Here is a 15,718-nt window from a genome sequence, read left to right on the forward strand (position 1 = left end):
GGACACGAAGATGGACATATCCGCGTCAGTGGCCGGCGTTCGCGCCGCCACCCGGACGGGAACCGCCGCCCAGGCCGGTGCCTGGACGGTCTTCCTCGGCACGGTGATCACCACGGCCGGGCTGAGCTGGGACATCCAGTGGCACACCGAGGTCGGGCCGGACACCTTCTTCACGCTGTCGCATCTGGCCCTTTACACCGGCAGCGCGTTGTCCGGCGTCGCCAGTCTCGTGATGGTGCTGCTGGCCACCGCCGCCCAGCGCGCCGGCCGGCCGATGCCCCGGACGACCGGCGGTACGCCCGTCCGCGTGTTCGGCGGCGTCTTCACCGCGCCCCTGGGCTATCTGGTCTCGGGGATCGGCGCGGCGTCATTCCTGCTGTACGGGCTGCTGGACCTGGTGTGGCACTCGATCTACGGCTTCGACGCCGTGCTGAACACCCCGTCGCACGTCGCGCTGTTCCTCTCGATCACCGTCACCATGATCGGCAGCATCATCGTGTTCGCCGCCGCGAAGGACCAGCGCTGGGGCCACTGGGGCGTCATCGGGTCGATCCCGATCCTGATCACCTTCGCGCCGATCCCCGCGAACGCGCTCAAGAACCTCCCGCTGCCGGTCGACCCGACGATCATCGGGATCATCTTCTTCACGCCGCTGCTGCTCGTCATCGGCGCGACGCTGCTGCGGCGGCCGGGTTCCGCGACCGCGATCGCGGTGGTGCTCGGGGTCCTGCAGGCGTTCCTGTGGTGGTTCTCGCCGTGGGCGGCGGAGACCTACGCCGCGGCCGTCGGGCTCCCGCTGCGCGACGGGCTCACGCCCCAGCCGCCGGACCTGCCCGGCGCCATGCCGATGTTCCTGATCGTCGCGGCGGTCCTGGTCGAGGGACTGCTGCACCTGACCCGCCGTCGCGGGCTCGACGCGAAACGGGTCCTGCTCCTGGCCGGCACGGTGACCGGCCTGGTCGTGGCCGTCGGCCTGCCGCTGCAGCAGCTCCTCACCGACCCCACCGCGGAGATCTCCGGGACCGAGTTCGCGCTCGTCGCGATCCTCGGCCTGCCGCTGGGCCTGCTCGCCGGGTTCCTCGGCGGCCGGTTCACCACGATGCTCGACGCCCTCACCCCGGAGGAAACCCGATGACCTCGCGGACCCGGCGCCTCGCCGTCACCGCCCTCGCCATTGTCGCGTTGACCTTCGCCGGGGCGGCCCCGGCGATGGCCTACGCGCCGGTCGACATCGTGCACACCGAACACGTCCAAGCCGGTCCGTACAGCGTGACGGTCGGGTTCTCCGTCTGGCCGATCCGCGCCATGCAGTCGCTGGACTTCACGTTCGTGCCCGACGGCGGCATCGCGGGCAAGTCCGGCACGCTGCTGCTGGACGGCCCCGGCGTCAAGTCCGACGAACACGCCGGGCCGCTGGTCCGCCACCCGCGCAAGCTCGATGCGTGGGGCCTGGACGTGAAGTCGTTCAGCAGCGCGGGCACGTACCGCTTCGGGTTCGCCATCGACGGCCCGCAGGGGCACGGTGAAGGGCACCTCCCGGACATCACCGTCCTCGACCAGCCGGGGCCGCCGCTGGCGTTGAGCTGGCTGGTCGGTTCCCTGCCGTTCGCGGGCCTGATCGTGTTCCTGGTGATCACGTGGCGCCGCGTCCGCCCGGCGAGCCGGCCGCTCGTGGTGTGATCACCGGCGGGGCACGTGGTAGCGGTGTTCCGGACGGCCCGCGGTGCCGTAGTTCAGGCTGAGGTCCAGCAGACCGCGGCGCACGAGGTCGGCCAGATACCGCTGCGCCGTGGCGCGGCTGACACCGAGCCGTTCGGCCACCTCGGTCGCGGACAGAGCACGCGGCGCGGTCCGGACCTGCTCCAGGACCTGGGCCATCGTCGCGGGCAGCCGCCGCCGGCCGGCCTGGTGCCCGGCCGGGCCGCGCAGGAGCCCGTAGAGCGTGTCGACGGTTTCCTGGTTCGCGACGTCGAGCCCGTCGAGGCTTTCGCGCAGCCGGCCGTACGCGGCCAGCTGCTCGCGCAGCTGCGCGAACCCGAACGGCTTGACCAGGTAGTAGACGGCACCCAGCTGCATGGCCCGCCGGACGCTGTCGATGTCCTGCGCGGCGGTGATGACGATGAAGTCCGGGCGGGGCACGGTGTCGTGCAGCGACCGCATGAGCTCGAGCCCGTGGCCGTCGGGCAGGTACAGGTCGAGCAGCAGCAGGTCCGGCCGGAGCGTCCGGACCAGCGCCCGCGCCTCGGCCAGCGAATGCGCTTCGCCGGCCGCGACGAAGCCGTCGACGCGGCCGACGCCGGCCGCGTGCACCTGGGCGATCCGGTAGTCGTCGTCCACCACCAGGGTCCGGATCACGGCCGCTCCCCGGCCCGGACGGGCAGCCGGACGTCGAACGCGCCGCCCGGCCCCGGTGCCACGGTGATCCGGCCGCCGAGCCGGACGACCAGCCGGTGCACCAGGGCCAGGCCCAGGCCGCGCGGCAGGCCGCTGCGGGACGGCTTGGTGGTGTAGCCGTCCTGGAAGACCCGCTCCGCCAGGCCGGCGGGCACGCCGGGGCCGCTGTCGGTGACCGACACGGCGATGGCGCCGTCGTCGTGGGCCAGCCGCACCACGACCTCCCGCGGCGCGGGCGTGTCGGCCACGGCGTCGAGCGCGTTGTCGACGAGGTTGCCGACGATCGTGAGCAGCGCGTCCGGCGCCGGCTGGTCGAGCCGCGAATCCTCGGACACGGTCAGCCGGACGTCCCGCTCGGCCGCGATGGTGATCTTGGCCAGCAGCAGCGCGGCGAGCGACGCGGGCGCGATGCGGGAGCGCAGCTCTTCGGCCTGCCCGGTGCTGCCCGCGGAGATCTCGTCGAGGTAGGCCATCGCCTCCTCCTGGTCGCCCATCCCGACGAGCACCGACAGGACGTGCAGCCGGTTGGAGAACTCGTGCTGCTGCGCGCGCAGCGCGTCGGTGAGCCCGGTGACGCTGTCCAGCTCGCGCAGCAGGGCTTCCAGCTCGGTGCGGTCCCGCAGGGTCACCACCGAGCCGACGTCGCGCCCGCGCACCCGCACCGGCATCCGGTTGGCCACCAAGAGGTGCTCGTCGGTCAGCACGATCTGATCGATCCCGTCGCCGCCGAGCACCTCACGCAGGCGGCCCTCCGGCACGACCTCGTCGAGGGTCCGGCCCAGTTCCGCGCTCCGCCAGCGCAGCAGCCGCCGGGCCTCGTCGTTGACCATGGTGAGCCGCCCCTGCCGGTCGAAGGCCACGACCCCTTCCCGGATGCCGTGCAGCGTCGCTTCCCGCTCCTGCAGCAGCGACGCCAGTTCGTGCAGCTCCAGCCCGAACGTCATCCGCTTGAGCCGCCGGGCGAGCACGAGCGCGATCAGCGTCCCGGCCAGCAACGCCGCGCCGGTGTAGCGCAGCAGGGTCGGCACCTCGGCCCAGAAGTGCTGGGAGACATCGGTTTCCAGGATGCCGACGGACACCTCGCCGGCCAGGGTGCCGTCCGGCGCGCGCAGCGGGGCCTTGCCGTTGGCCGAGTCGCCGAGGCTGCCGGCGTCGAGACCCACGTGGCTCCGCCCGTCGAGGGCGATCACCGGCTCTTCGATCCGCCGTCCGACGAGCGCGGGGTTCGGGTGGGAGTGCCGGATCCCGTCGCGGTCGATCACCACGACGTAGGCGGCGCCGGACGCGGTCCGCACGTCCTCGGCGACCCGCTGGACGGCGCCCGTCCGGTCCCCGCCGGCGATCCCGGCGCGGACGGCCGGGTCGGCGGCGACCGCTTCGGCCACCGACAGGGCCTGCCGCTCGCTGTAGCGGTCCAGCAGGTCCCGGGTGACCTGGGTGTAGAGCGCGAAACCGAGCACCATGGTCACGACCAGGATGGCGAGCACGTACCCGAGGATCAACGACGAGAGTGCCCTGGGATGGCGCACGGCGGCCTCCTCGCGTCTTCGCCGACGATCCCGGGAGTGTCCTCCACCGCGTGCTAACGCAAGGGAAAGCGGCCTGGCAGAACGCGCAAAACCTGCGGATACGCGGGTAACCGGCCAAAGCCGCACAACGCTGTCGCCGGGCCGCGAGCCGAACCTAGGGTCCCCGGCCCATGGACACCTCGACTCCCACGGCGATCCGGCTGCGGAACGTCACGAAACGGTTCGCGACGCCGTCCGGGCGGATGTACACCGCTTTGGCCGACCTCGACCTCGAGATCGGCGCCGGCGAGTTCTGCGCGGTCGTCGGCCCGACCGGGTGCGGGAAGTCGACCACGCTGACGCTCGTCTCCGGGCTCGAACGCGCGTCCACCGGGCAGGTCCTGGTGGACGGCGGCGAAGTGACCGGAATCGACCCGAAGGTCGGGTTCGTCTTCCAGAACGACGCCGTCCTGCCGTGGAAGACCGTGCTGGGCAACGTGTCCGCCGGGCCGTTGTGGCGCGGCGGTGACAAGCGCGACGTCCGGGACCGCGCCCGCGACTGGCTGCGGCGGGTCGGGCTGTCCGGCTTCGAAGGCCACTACCCGCACCAGCTCTCGGGCGGCATGCGCAAGCGCGTCGCGCTGGCCCAGTCGCTGATCAACGAGCCCGGCATCCTGCTGATGGACGAGCCGTTCAGCGCGCTCGACGTCCAGACTCGTTCCATCATGTCCGACGAGCTGCTGCAGCTGTGGCAGTTGACCCGCCCGACGGTCATCTTCGTGACGCACGACCTCGAAGAGGCCATCGCGCTGGCGGACAAGGTCGTCGTGCTCACCGCCGGGCCGGGCCGCGTGAAGGCCGTCTACGACATCGACCTCCCGCGGCCGCGCACGGTGCAGGAGATCCGGTTCCAGCCGCGGTTCGTCGAGCTGTACCGGCAGATCTGGACGTCGTTGCGCGACGAGGTCCAGCTCGCCTACGCCCGCACGACCACGCAGGCCGCGTCGTGACGGCCCGGATCGCCGCCCCGGAGGAGACGGCCGGTGCCCTCGAGGAAACCGCCGCCAGGACCCGGGCGCGGCGGCGTGGCGTCCTGGTGAACGTCGCGCGGGTGGCCGTCGCGGTCGTCTTCCTCGGGGCCTGGGAGCTGGCCACCGACCTGAACGTCCTCGACCCGTTCTTCTTCGGCCAGCCCAGCGCCATCGTGCGCCAGCTCGGGGACTGGCTCCAGCACGGGACGGACGCCGGGTCCATCTGGGAGCAGATCGGCGTCACGCTCGAAGAGGCGTTCCTCGGCTTCGGGATCGGGCTCGTCCTCGGCGTCACGTGCGGGGTGGCGTTCGGCCGGGTCCGGCTGCTGTCGCAGATCTTCGGGCCCTACATCAAGATCATGAACTCGATCCCGCGGATCGTGCTCGGCTCGATCTTCCTGGTCTGGCTGGGGCTGGGCATCGAGTCCAAAGTGGCCCTCGCGGTCGTGCTGGTGTTCTTCGCCGTGTTCTTCAACGCCTACCAGGGCACCCGCGAGGTCGACCGCAGCTACATGGCCAACGCCCGGATCCTCGGCGCGTCCCGCGGCCAGGTCACCCGTCAGGTCGTCCTGCCCTCGGCGTTCACCTGGATCATCGCCAGCATGCACATCAGCTTCGGCTTCGCGCTGATCGGCGCGATCGTCGGGGAGTTCCTGGGGGCCCAGCGCGGGCTGGGCCTGCTCATCCAGCAGGCGCAGGGCAGCTTCAACCCGAACGGCGTGTTCGCCGCGATGGTCATCATCGCCGCCGTCGCCTTGATCACCGAAGGCTTCATCGGGCTGCTGGAAAGGAAGCTGCTCGCCTGGCGCCCGCCCGTCACCTCGACCGGCGCGGACCTGTGAACCCGGAACGAAGGAGTTCTTCCATGAAACTGCTCGTCACGTCCGCGCTCGCGGCGGCTTCGTGCCTGGTTCTGGCCGGCTGCGGCGGCTCGTCCACCCCGGCCGCCGCGCCGTCGAACGCGCAGGGCCAGACGGTGGTCAAGCTGATGGTCGGCGGCGCCAACAAGCAGATCTACCTGCCGGCGAAGCTCACCGAACGGCTCGGGTACTTCAAGGAGCAGGGCCTGGACGTCCAGCTCTCCGACGAACCCGCCGGCGTCGACGCCGAAACCGCGATGCTCGCCGGCCAGGTCGACGGCGTCGTCGGGTTCTACGACCACACGATCGACCTGCAGGGCAAGCGCAAGGCGGCCGAGTCGGTGGTGCAGCTGCTGCAGGTGCCAGGCGAGGTCGTGCTGTGCCGCACCGACGTCGCGGACCAGATCCACTCGCCCGCCGACTGGAAGGGTCGCAACCTCGGCGTGACCGGGCTCGGCTCGTCGACGAACTTCCTCACCAAGTACCTGGCCGTGCGCAACGGGTTGCAGGCCGCGGACGTCCATTCGGTCGCGGTCGAGGCGGGCAACACGTTCATCGCGGCGATGCAGCACAAGTCCATCGACTGCGGCATGACCACCGAGCCGACGATCTCGGCGCTGCTGAACACCGGGCAGGCGAAGGTGCTCATCGACATGCGCACCGCCGCCGGCGCCAGTCAGGCGCTCGGCGGGGTCTACCCGGCGTCGGCGCTGTACATGCAGACGTCCTATGTGGACGCCCACAAGGACGTCGTGCAGAAGCTGGCCAACGCGTTCGTCAAGACGATGAAGTTCATCGCCAGGAGCAGCGCCGACCAGATCACCGACAAGATGCCGCCGGAGTACTACACGGGCGTCGGCCGCGCCGCCTACGTGAAGGCGCTGTCCGACGAGAAGGGCATCTACACCCCGGACGGCATCATGCCCGAGGGCGGCCCGCAGACCGTGCTGAACGTCCTGTCCGCGTTCGACCCCAACGTGAAGGGGCACAACGTCGACCTCGCCAAGACGTTCACCACCGAGTTCGCCCTGCAGGCCAACAAGAACGCCGGCTGACCGGGGTCCGTGGGTGCGCGGCCGTCCCGCGCACCCACGGACGAGGTTTAGCCAAGGGTTGTGAGCAACGCCGTGAGGGCATCCTTCTCGGTAGCCTGATCCGGGCTCGTCGACCGCAGTGCGCGCAGGACCTTGTCGATCCGGCCGTCGACGTTCGTCCACTCGGTCTTGTCCTTGGGCTTCAACCGGGCTTCGGCGGTGTCCCACTGGATTTCGAGGTCGTCGACGCGGGTCGTCGCACCCGCCTGGTTGCCGCCGTTCAGCAGGTTCAGGGTGTCCTGGGTGATGCCGCGGAACACCGACAGGTCACCCAGCGGTGAGGTGTGGACCGGCACGGGCTGCGCCGGGCCGGCGCCGGGCACCGGCGCCAACGCGACCGGCACCTGCGGCGAGGTGTCCTGCAGGGCGGCGGTGCGCAGGGTGTAGCCGACGCCCCCGGCGACGAGGATCACCGCGAGGAACACGACCGTCTGCCACATCCCACCCCGGACCGGCTCGTCGGCGGTGACCGCTCCGGGGACGACGTCGGCCTTCGTAGCCGACAAGTAGACGACGGTGACGACGATCGCCGCGACGAAGATCAGGCTGGTCACCGTCGCGCCCAGGCCCAGACCGCCCTGGCTCGAGGGCTGGGAAAGGTAGTCGCCGAGGGACGCGCCGAGCGGCCGGGTCAGGACGTAGATGAACCAGAAGGCGAGCACCGGGTGCAGGCCGAGCCGCCAGGCGAGCGCGGTGACCGCGATCAGCGCCACGACAATGCCACCGGTCACCAGATAACCCAGGCCGAGCACTTCGGCCATGAGGTCGCCGGTCGCCGTGCCGAGGGCGAAGGTGAACAGGATCGCCAGCCAGTAGAACGTTTCCCGCCGGCGGGTGACGATCGAGTGGATGGACAACGTCTTCTCGGACGCGTACCAGACCACGAACGTCACGGCGAGCAGGACGCCGAACACGAGCGTGCTCGCCTCCAGCGGCAGGCCGGCGTTGTCGGTGAGGTTGTCGGTGACCAGGGTGCCGAACACGCTCACGATCGCGACGGTGAGCCAGTACAGCCCGGCGACGTACCGGGCCGCGCGGAACTGGAAGACCAGCGCGACCACCAGGAGCGCGCCGGTGACCAGCGAAACCCCGGTCAGCCCGAATCCCAGGTCGACGTTGAGGAAGTCGGCCGCCGTCTCGCCGACGGTGGTGCACAGCACCTTGATGAGCCAGAAGTAGAGCGTGACCTCCGGGACCTTGTTCAGGAAAGTGCTGCGGGGCAAGGGAGTTCGTACTGAGGTCATGGCGCACCGTAACGAGGTCCGGGTTCACGTTCCGGCAACGCCGGGTGAGGGAATGGCAAAGTGCCGCGCCACGAGCGGGTGATTCACAGGTCGCGCAGTTCCTCCACCGCGGGCCGGGTGGACGCGCGGGCACTGATCGTCGCGGCGAGGACCACGGCGGCGACCACCGCCGCGGCCGTCGCCGTCAGGTAGGCCCACGGCACGGCGATCGACGACGGCGGCGGGTCGAACACGCCCGTCAGGACCTTGACGAGCATTTCCGAGACGCCCCACGCGATGATCGCGCCGCCGAGCAGGCCGCCGGCGACCAGCACGAGTCCCTCCCCGAGGACGAGCCCGCGCAGGTGCCGCCGTCTCGCGCCGAGGACCGCCATGATGGCGAGACCGCGACGCCGCTCGGCCAGGCCCACCGCGAGCACGATTCCGCCGGCGCCGGCGGCGATCAGGATCGCGAAGGCCAGTTCCAGGCGGGTCAGCCCGGACAGGTTGACCGAGGTGAGGCTCGACCCGACGTGGGCGCGGGTCTGCGTGATGTCGGTGACCGTCGCCGCGGTGCCGACCCGGGCGCGCAGGGCTTCGGCCACCCCGGGCTGGCCGGTGCCGCCGGTGTCGACGAGGAACGCGCCGACGGCGTCGGAGCCGGTGGCCTGCGCTAGGTAGGCCGCGTTGGCCACGAAGAAGCTGTCCTTGGGCGCCGTCGGGAACTCCTTGACGATCCCGCGGTAGCGGAAGGGCACCGTCCGCAGGGCCTTGGTGCGGGCGTCCTGGACGCGGAGGTTGATCAGGTCGCCGGAGGTGAGCTGGAAGTCCTTGACCGTTTCGGCGCTGACGAGGATCGAGTCCGGCTGGTTCGCGAGCGTCGTCATCAGGTCCGCGGCGCTGCCGCCCTGGAAGTACGTGTCCTGCAACGCGGTCGCGTCCCGGATGCTTCCGGGGCGGACCCCGTAGAGGTCCTGCAGGTCCGCGCCGACGTAGGCGAACCGGTGCTGGATCGGCTCGACGTGCCGGACGCCGGGGACGTCCCGAAGCCGGTCGCCGGCGGTGGCGGTGACCTGGGCGGCGGGTGGTTCGGTGACGGCGACGTCGGCGCCGTTGGTCAGCTGCGCGTCGGCTTCGGCCTGCTGCTGGTAGGTGCGGTTGAACACCGCCGTCGACGCGGCGAACGACAGGGCCAGCGCGAGGAGCACGATCGCGCGGGCCAGTGGACGGCGCTGGCGGGAGATCCCGGCCGCCCCGGGTGCCGCGAGCCGGCCGGACAGCGGACGCAGGAGCCGCCGCAGCGGGGCGCGGCCGTGCCGGAGCACGAGCGTGGTGAGCCGCCACAGCAGCGCCGCGGCCCCGAGCCACAGCAGGGCCGGGCCGAGGAACGCCCAGTAGGACACCGAAATCGACGGCACGCCTTCGGGGGCCAGCACCAGCGCGTAGTCGTTGCCCGAGGATGCCTGGAACACGACGAGCGCGGCGGCGACGAGCAGGACGTCGAGCCCGGCCTTGGCCCACCACGGCGTCCGGTTCGCGCCGATCACCTGCCGTGCCTGGGAAACCGTCCGCTGCCGCAGGCCGGTCACGGCCGGGACGAGCACGGTGAGGGTGGTGATCAGCAGCCCGGCGGCGAACGCGATCGCGTACCACCACGCCGTGGCCGCGCCGCTCCCGCCGTCCGGTGCGGGCCCGAAGGCGAGCCGCCCGGCCAGCGCGGCGATGCCCAGCCCGGCGGCTCCGCCGAGCACCGCGACGAGCGCGGCTTCGGAGACGGCGAGGCCGGCGACCGTGCGCGGGGTGTGGCCGCGGGTGCGCAGCAGGGCCTGCTCGGTGCGGCGCCGGTCGCCGCCGGCTTCCACGAGGGCGCTGGTCAGCAGGGCGGCCAGGACGACCCCGGGCAGGCCGAGGAACAGGAACAGCATCTGCGCGTAGGCGGCGTCACCGCGGGCGGCGTCGAGAGCGGCGCCGACGTTGTTGCCGACCAGCGCGGCGCCGGCGACCTGGGCTTCGAAGTTGTGGGCGGCGGCGATTTCGTCCTGGTACGCGGTGGCCGGGTCGGGAGAGGCGGGTGCGTCCCGGGCGACGTGGAACTGGGTGACCGGCGCGGTGTTGCCCGTCAACGCCGTGAAGGTGGCTTCGGGCAGGAGGAGGACGTTGTCCGGCGGTGCGGACGGCTGCGTCTGCGCGGGCGCGCCGACCTTCTGGAAGAGCGAGTCGGCCTGGGGCAGGTCGACGACGCCGGCGATGGTGACCGGCCGCGGCCCGGCGCCGGGCAGGCCGATCGAGACCTGGTCACCGGGGCGGACGTGCAGGTTGGACGCGGTCTGCTGCGCGATGAGCACGCCGTCGGGGGAGCCGCTGAGCTGCCGGATCTGGTCCGGGAAGGTGGCCGCGTAGCCGGGCGGGATGCCCAGGACGACGCCGGGGCCGGTGGTCTGGGTCGTGCCGCCGGTGGTGGCCTCCAGCCCGCTGGTGCGTCCAGTGTGGACGGTCCGGACCGCCGCGGTGCCCGGCAGGCTCCGCAACGTGCTCAGCACGGCCCCGGCGTCACCACCGGCCTGCACCTCGACCTGCCAGGCGACGGCGACCGACCGCAGCGCGCGGGCGGTCATCGTGGCCTGCGACGAGGCGAGGAACGAGCCCAGGGCGGCGATCAGCGCGACCGCGAGGGCGATGCCGGTGGCGGTGGCCAGCAGCCGGCCCGCGCGGCGGCGCAGCAGGCCGCCCAGCCACAGCCCGATCACGACGTCACCGTCCGGTCCGCGGTGGTGCGGAGCCGGCCTTCGTGCATGGTCCAGCGCGTCTCCAGCCGGTCGATGACGGTCCGGTCGTGGGTGGTGACGACGAGGGCGGCGCCCAGGTGCTCGGTCGCGGCCAGCAGCGCGTCGAGCAGCCGCTGCCCGGCCGCGCGGTCGAGCTGCCCGGTGGGTTCGTCGGCGAGCAGCAGCCGCGGCCGCTGCGCGAGCACCCGGGCGACCGCCACCCGCTGGGCCTGGCCACCCGAGATCTCCTCGGGCAGCTTGGTGGCCAGGTCGTCGACGCCGACCAGGGCGAGTGCCTCGGACACGCGCTCGGCTCGTCCGGGGTCTTCGACGCCGGCGATGACCAGCGGCAGGCCCGCGTTCTCGCGGACGTCCAGGTTCGGGACCAGGCTGGGACTCTGGAAGACGACGCCGATGTCGCGGATCCCAGCCGGATCGAGCGCGGGCCAGGTGACGGTGCCGCGGGTGGGGCGCTCCAGCCCGGCCATCAGGTGCAGCAGCGTCGACTTGCCCGAGCCGGACGGCCCGGCGATGGCGATCCGCGCTCCACTGTGGACACTGCAGCTGGACCCGTGGACGGCGACGACCGCGGCCGCCCCGCTGCCGAAGGTGCGGGCCACGTCGTCACAGACGACGAGCGCGTCGGTGCTCATGCCGCCACCTCGCCGTCCCGGATCGTGACGACCCGGTCGGCGATCGCCACGACTTCGGCGCTGTGGGTGACGATCAGCAGGCCCGCGCCCTGGGCGGCGTGGTCGCGGAGCAGTTCGAGGACCTGCTCCTCGGTGTAGCCGTCCAGTTCCCCGGTCGGCTCGTCGGCCAGCAGCACGTCGGGATGGTTGGCCAGGGCGACGGCGAGACCGGCGCGGGCCAGTTCGCCACCCGAGAGCTGCGCGGGCGTCGCCCGTCCGCGCTCGCCGAGGCCGACCCGGTCCAGCAGCTCGTCCGCCGAGGGGCGGAAGCCGCTGTGGCGCCACGCGCGCCGGGCCAGCCGGATGTTTCCGCGGACGTCGAGGTGGGGCAGCAGGTTGCGGGACTGCAGCAGCACCCCGATCCGGTGGGCGCGGATCCTGGCGCGGACCGCCTCGGGACGGTGGCTGATCCGTTCGCCGGCGACTTCGACGCTGCCGCCCGCGGGTTCGTCCAGCCCGGCCAGGCAGGCCAGCAGCGTCGACTTCCCCGAGCCCGACGGGCCGACCACCGCGACGGTCTCGCCGCGGGCGACGGTGAGCGAAACGCCGCGCAGGGCCAGCGTTTCGTCGTCGCCGGTGCGGAAGAAGCGGTACAGCTCGCGGGCGTTCAGGGCCGGGGTGGCCCAGCCGGTTGTCACGACCAGCTCAGGGAGTCGGTGACGGTGCGCCACGGGTCGACGTTGTCGGCGTTCGTGGGGCCGGACAGCGTCAGGTCGACGCGGATCCCGCCGTGGAAGAAGCTGTAGCGCTCGAACGCGTCGCGGACGACCTTCCCGGTGACGGGGTTGGGTGCCGAATCGCCTTGGTAGGTCAGGAGAGTCGCCTGGCCGGCGGCGCGGGGGACCGTCGAAACCTGGCCCATGGCGAAGTTCGGGGTGCGCGTCTGCAACGTGGGAACGTCGGACGCGGTCACCGACTCCGGCGTCGGGGCGGCCGCGCCGCGGGACGACGTCACCTGGACCTGGTTCAGCTTGTCGGTGAACGTCGTGGTGGCGCCTGCGGTCGAGGACGCCCAGCCCTCCGGGATCTTGACGGTAAAACCGCCACCGGGCGGGGTGAAGGGCACGTAGGCCTGGTTGTCGGGGATGTCCCCGGCGGGGTTGACCTCCGTTGCCGTGGTGCCGCTCGCCGCTTCGCTGCCGGAAGCCGGACTCGAAGCCGGACTCGGTGCGGGGGACGGGGTTCCGCCGCAGGCGGTGAGCACCGATGCCGCGATCGCCGCGAGGGCGGCGCGGGCCGTGGTTGCTGGCATGACGACCTTTCTGCGTTAGGTGTTCGTCTCGCGCTCTTCGAGCCGCTGCAGGGCGAGGGAGCCGGACAGCCAGGCCGTCACGAAGGCCAGGCTGCCGAAGACGTCGGTGGGCCAGTGGACGCCGAGGTAGACGCGCGTCCAGGCGATCAGCAGGGCGTACGCGGCGGCGAGCGCCCACGCCACCCACGCCGTGCGGCGGCCGGGGAACCGGCGGACGACGAGCCAGGCGATCAGCCCCGCGGCGAGGGCGCCGTCGGAGGTGTGGCCCGACGGGAAGGACAGGCCGCCGGCCTGCACGACCCAGTCCGCGGTGGGTGGCCGCGGCCGGGCGATCAGCTCGGAAATCCCGTAACGGCAGAGCACCGCGGACAGCATCACGGCGAGCACGAGCCCGGCACGGACGAGCCGGGCGCGCGGGTTTCCGCGCGTGAGCACGGCGGCGACCAGGAACACCAGAGGCGCGGTGAACGCCGAGGACGCCGTCGAGGTGACCACGGCGGCCACGGCGGCGAGGGCCGCGGACCGGTGCGCCACCAGCCACGCGTGGACGTCGAGGTCGAACCCCCTGGCCCAGGGCAGCGCGTCACTCGCGGATGCCAGCAGCGCCAGGAACACCAGCACCGCGAGCGCCGCCGCCAAGACCGGCATCCGCACGCCGAGGACGGTGTCTCGCTCGGTCGACGGAGGGATGGCCACGACGCCAAGCTAGGGCGACCGCGGTCAGCGACCGGTTCGCTGCGCGCTAAGCCGCGTTAACCTCGCGGGATGCGGATGCTGCGGACCGTCGCGCTGGTGGCCTGGCCGATCAGCTGGTACCTGGTGTGGAAGGAGATCTTCCACTGGCGGCACATGACGAAGACCCTGCGGTTCCGGGTGCCCGACCTGCCGCCCGGGGTGACCGTGACCCCGAGGCCGGGCGTGCCGGTGCGGTGTCTCCGCGCGGTCGCCGTGGTGTCGCCGGTCGTCTGCGTCCTCGGGTTCGCCGTCGACGCGCGGCGCCGCGGTCAGGCCGGCCGCACCAGGCCGACGTCGTAGGCCAGCACCACGGCCTGGACGCGGTCGCGGAGTTCGAGCTTGGTGAGGATGCGCCCGACGTGGGTCTTGACCGTCGCCTCCGCCAGGACCAGCTCGTCGGCGATCTCGGCGTTGGAAAGGCCGCGGGCCAGCTTCCGGAGGACCTCGAGTTCGCGTTCGGTGAGCCGTTCGAGACCGTGCCCGGTGACCGGGGCGTCCCCGGCCACGCCCCGGTCGGGGAGCCGTGCGGCCATGGCGTCGAGCAGCCGGCGGGTGACGCTCGGCGCGACCACCGCGTCGCCGCTGGCGACCGCGCGGATCGCGGAGATCAGGTCCTCGGGCGGGACGTTCTTCAGCAGGAACCCGCTGGCGCCCGCCTTGAGACCGGGGAAGGCGTACTCGTCGACGTCGAAGGTGGTCAGGATCAGCACCCGGGAGCGGGCGTGCGCGCGGACGATCTCGCGGGTGGCGTCGATCCCGTCCACCCCGGGCATGCGCACGTCCATCACGACGACGTCGGGGTCGAGCTCGGCCGTGCGGCTGATCGCGGCCGCGCCGTCGGCGGCCTCACCGACGACGGTGAAGTCCGGCTGCGACTCCAGGACGAGCCGGAAACCCAGGCGCAGCAAGGGTTCGTCGTCGACGAGCAGGATGCTGATCACGCGCCGGCCGCCGATCCGGCGTACCCGGGTTCGAGCCGGGCCGTGACCCGCCAGCCACCGCCGGGCCGGGGACCGGCGGTGACCTCGCCGCCGAAGACGCCGACGCGCTCGCGCATGCCGCCGAGCCCGTGCCCGGCCACCGGACCGGCGGCGGCCCGGCTGCCGGCACCGTCGTCGTCTACCTCGAGGGTGATCGCCGGGTCGGCGTAGCTCAGGCGGATGTGCGCGGCCGACGGCCGGACGGCGTGCTTGAGCACGTTGGTGAGCGCCTCCTGGGCGATGCGGTAGAGCGCGAGCCCGGCCGTGGGGGAGAGGGGGAACCGCTCGCCGGTGATCGTCCACGACGTGGGGAGCCCGGTGGTGCGCACCTGCGTGACGAGCTCGTCGATCTGGGCGACGCCGGGCTGCGGCGTGCGAGGGCTGCCGCCGCCGTCGCCGCGCAGCACGCCCAGCAGCCGGTGCATCTCGTCGAGGGCCTGCCGCCCGGTCGAGGAGACGTGCAACGACGCGGTTTCCGCGGCGGCGGCATCGGTGCGCGCGGCGTACGCGGCGCCGTCGGCCAGGGCGATCATCACCGAGAGGTTGTGCGCGACGATGTCGTGCATCTCCCGGGCGATGGTCGCTCGCTCGCGCGCGGCCGCGATCTGCGACTGCTGGTCGCGCTCGCGTTCGGCCCGCAGCGCGCGGTCCCGCAACGACACCAGGTACACCCGCCGCATCCGCACGTTGACCCCGAGCACGAACGCCGCGACGACGACGGCCGCGGCGAACACGAACCGGGCGGCGGACTCGGCGAGCTCGTCGCCGCGGAAGACCACGACCGCGATCAACACGCCGAGAAGCGCCAGCGCAGTCAGGGCCCGCCGCCGTCCGGAATGCGCGCCGACCGTGTAGACGGCGACGAGCACCGCGATGGAGGTCGGCGGGAACGGTGGCCCGAAGAGCCCTGGGACCAGCGCGAACGCGCACGCCGTGGCCAGGGTCGCCAGCGGGAACCGGCGGCGGAACGCCAGCGTCGAGACCAGCAGCGTGCCCGTCCCGAACAGCAGCGGACGAGCCGCCGGCGTCACCCCGCGGTGCTCGACGACCAGCGCCAGCGGCAGCAGTGCGCACGCCAGCACCACGTCCGTGGCGCCCGGGTGAGCGCGGGCCCAGGTGCGCAGCCGCTCGGCCCCGGGCCACCCGCCGGCCGGCCACGCCGAACCCGTGTCGTTCACCCCGCC

Annotated in this window: 16 protein-coding genes; 6 read left to right on the forward strand and 10 right to left on the reverse strand. The window is 72.6% G+C overall.

Annotated elements, in window-relative coordinates:
* Positions 1-10: 10 nt before the first annotated feature.
* Both VA596_RS25800 and VA596_RS25805 read left to right on the forward strand, forming a co-directional pair.
* Positions 11-1,135: a hypothetical protein gene (locus VA596_RS25800; RefSeq protein ID WP_323330725.1), complete on the forward strand. Its 1,125-nt coding sequence runs from the start codon at positions 11-13 to the stop codon at positions 1,133-1,135.
* Positions 1,132-1,680: a hypothetical protein gene (locus VA596_RS25805; RefSeq protein ID WP_323330726.1), complete on the forward strand. Its 549-nt coding sequence runs from the start codon at positions 1,132-1,134 to the stop codon at positions 1,678-1,680. Before VA596_RS25800 ends, VA596_RS25805 begins: the two co-directional genes overlap by 4 nt.
* Here the strand turns inward: VA596_RS25805 and VA596_RS25810 are convergent, their stop codons facing one another.
* On the reverse strand, positions 1,681-2,355 hold the full coding sequence (locus tag VA596_RS25810; RefSeq protein ID WP_323330727.1) for a response regulator: 675 nt from the start codon (positions 2,353-2,355) through the stop codon (positions 1,681-1,683).
* Positions 2,352-3,923: a sensor histidine kinase gene (locus tag VA596_RS25815; protein ID WP_323330728.1), complete on the reverse strand. Its 1,572-nt coding sequence runs from the start codon at positions 3,921-3,923 to the stop codon at positions 2,352-2,354. Before VA596_RS25815 ends, VA596_RS25810 begins: the two co-directional genes overlap by 4 nt.
* 170 nt (positions 3,924-4,093) lie before the next feature.
* Between VA596_RS25815 and VA596_RS25820 the strand changes: the two genes are divergently transcribed.
* The 3 genes from VA596_RS25820 to VA596_RS25830 are packed head-to-tail and all read left to right on the forward strand — an operon-like array spanning position 4,094 to position 6,848.
* Complete coding sequence (locus VA596_RS25820) at positions 4,094-4,912, forward strand: ABC transporter ATP-binding protein (protein WP_323330729.1); 819 nt, start codon at positions 4,094-4,096, stop codon at positions 4,910-4,912.
* The gene (locus VA596_RS25825) at positions 4,909-5,775 is read left to right on the forward strand and encodes an ABC transporter permease (RefSeq protein ID WP_323330730.1); all 867 of its coding nucleotides are present in this window, start codon (positions 4,909-4,911) and stop codon (positions 5,773-5,775) included. The genes VA596_RS25820 and VA596_RS25825 overlap by 4 nt, the downstream gene beginning before the upstream one ends.
* Before the next feature lie 23 nt (positions 5,776-5,798).
* A complete protein-coding gene (locus VA596_RS25830; protein ID WP_323330731.1) occupies positions 5,799-6,848 on the forward strand; it encodes an ABC transporter substrate-binding protein in 1,050 nt (349 codons plus the stop codon).
* Positions 6,849-6,895: 47 nt separating this feature from the next.
* Here VA596_RS25830 and VA596_RS25835 read toward each other — a convergent pair whose 3' ends face one another.
* The 6 genes from VA596_RS25835 to VA596_RS25860 form a co-directional block, all read right to left on the reverse strand.
* Complete coding sequence (locus VA596_RS25835) at positions 6,896-8,131, reverse strand: COG4705 family protein (RefSeq protein ID WP_323330732.1); 1,236 nt, start codon at positions 8,129-8,131, stop codon at positions 6,896-6,898.
* Positions 8,132-8,214: 83 nt separating this feature from the next.
* Positions 8,215-10,857: an ABC transporter permease gene (locus tag VA596_RS25840; RefSeq protein WP_323330733.1), complete on the reverse strand. Its 2,643-nt coding sequence runs from the start codon at positions 10,855-10,857 to the stop codon at positions 8,215-8,217.
* Positions 10,854-11,528: an ABC transporter ATP-binding protein gene (locus VA596_RS25845; protein ID WP_323330734.1), complete on the reverse strand. Its 675-nt coding sequence runs from the start codon at positions 11,526-11,528 to the stop codon at positions 10,854-10,856. The genes VA596_RS25840 and VA596_RS25845 overlap by 4 nt, the downstream gene beginning before the upstream one ends.
* A complete protein-coding gene (locus tag VA596_RS25850) occupies positions 11,525-12,205 on the reverse strand; it encodes an ABC transporter ATP-binding protein (RefSeq protein ID WP_323330735.1) in 681 nt (226 codons plus the stop codon). The genes VA596_RS25845 and VA596_RS25850 overlap by 4 nt, the downstream gene beginning before the upstream one ends.
* Positions 12,202-12,819, reverse strand: coding sequence for a hypothetical protein (locus VA596_RS25855; protein ID WP_323330736.1), 618 nt, complete (start codon positions 12,817-12,819; stop codon positions 12,202-12,204). The genes VA596_RS25850 and VA596_RS25855 overlap by 4 nt, the downstream gene beginning before the upstream one ends.
* A 15-nt stretch (positions 12,820-12,834) precedes the next feature.
* On the reverse strand, positions 12,835-13,515 hold the full coding sequence (locus tag VA596_RS25860; RefSeq protein WP_323330737.1) for a phosphatase PAP2 family protein: 681 nt from the start codon (positions 13,513-13,515) through the stop codon (positions 12,835-12,837).
* A gap of 69 nt (positions 13,516-13,584) precedes the next feature.
* Here VA596_RS25860 and VA596_RS25865 point away from each other — a divergent pair, with 69 nt between their 5' ends.
* Entirely contained in the window at positions 13,585-13,854 is a 270-nt protein-coding gene (locus VA596_RS25865) for a hypothetical protein (protein ID WP_323330738.1), read from the forward strand.
* Here VA596_RS25865 and VA596_RS25870 read toward each other — a convergent pair.
* Positions 13,824-14,495, reverse strand: a complete 672-nt coding sequence (locus VA596_RS25870) for a response regulator transcription factor (protein WP_323330739.1) — start codon at positions 14,493-14,495, stop codon at positions 13,824-13,826. The genes VA596_RS25865 and VA596_RS25870 overlap by 31 nt on opposite strands.
* Entirely contained in the window at positions 14,492-15,712 is a 1,221-nt protein-coding gene (locus VA596_RS25875; RefSeq protein WP_323330740.1) for a sensor histidine kinase, read from the reverse strand. The genes VA596_RS25870 and VA596_RS25875 overlap by 4 nt, the downstream gene beginning before the upstream one ends.
* Positions 15,713-15,718 lie beyond the last annotated feature (6 nt).

Origin of the sequence: Amycolatopsis heterodermiae, assembly GCF_034929455.1 — a bacterium.
Classification (GTDB): domain Bacteria; phylum Actinomycetota; class Actinomycetes; order Mycobacteriales; family Pseudonocardiaceae; genus Amycolatopsis; species Amycolatopsis heterodermiae.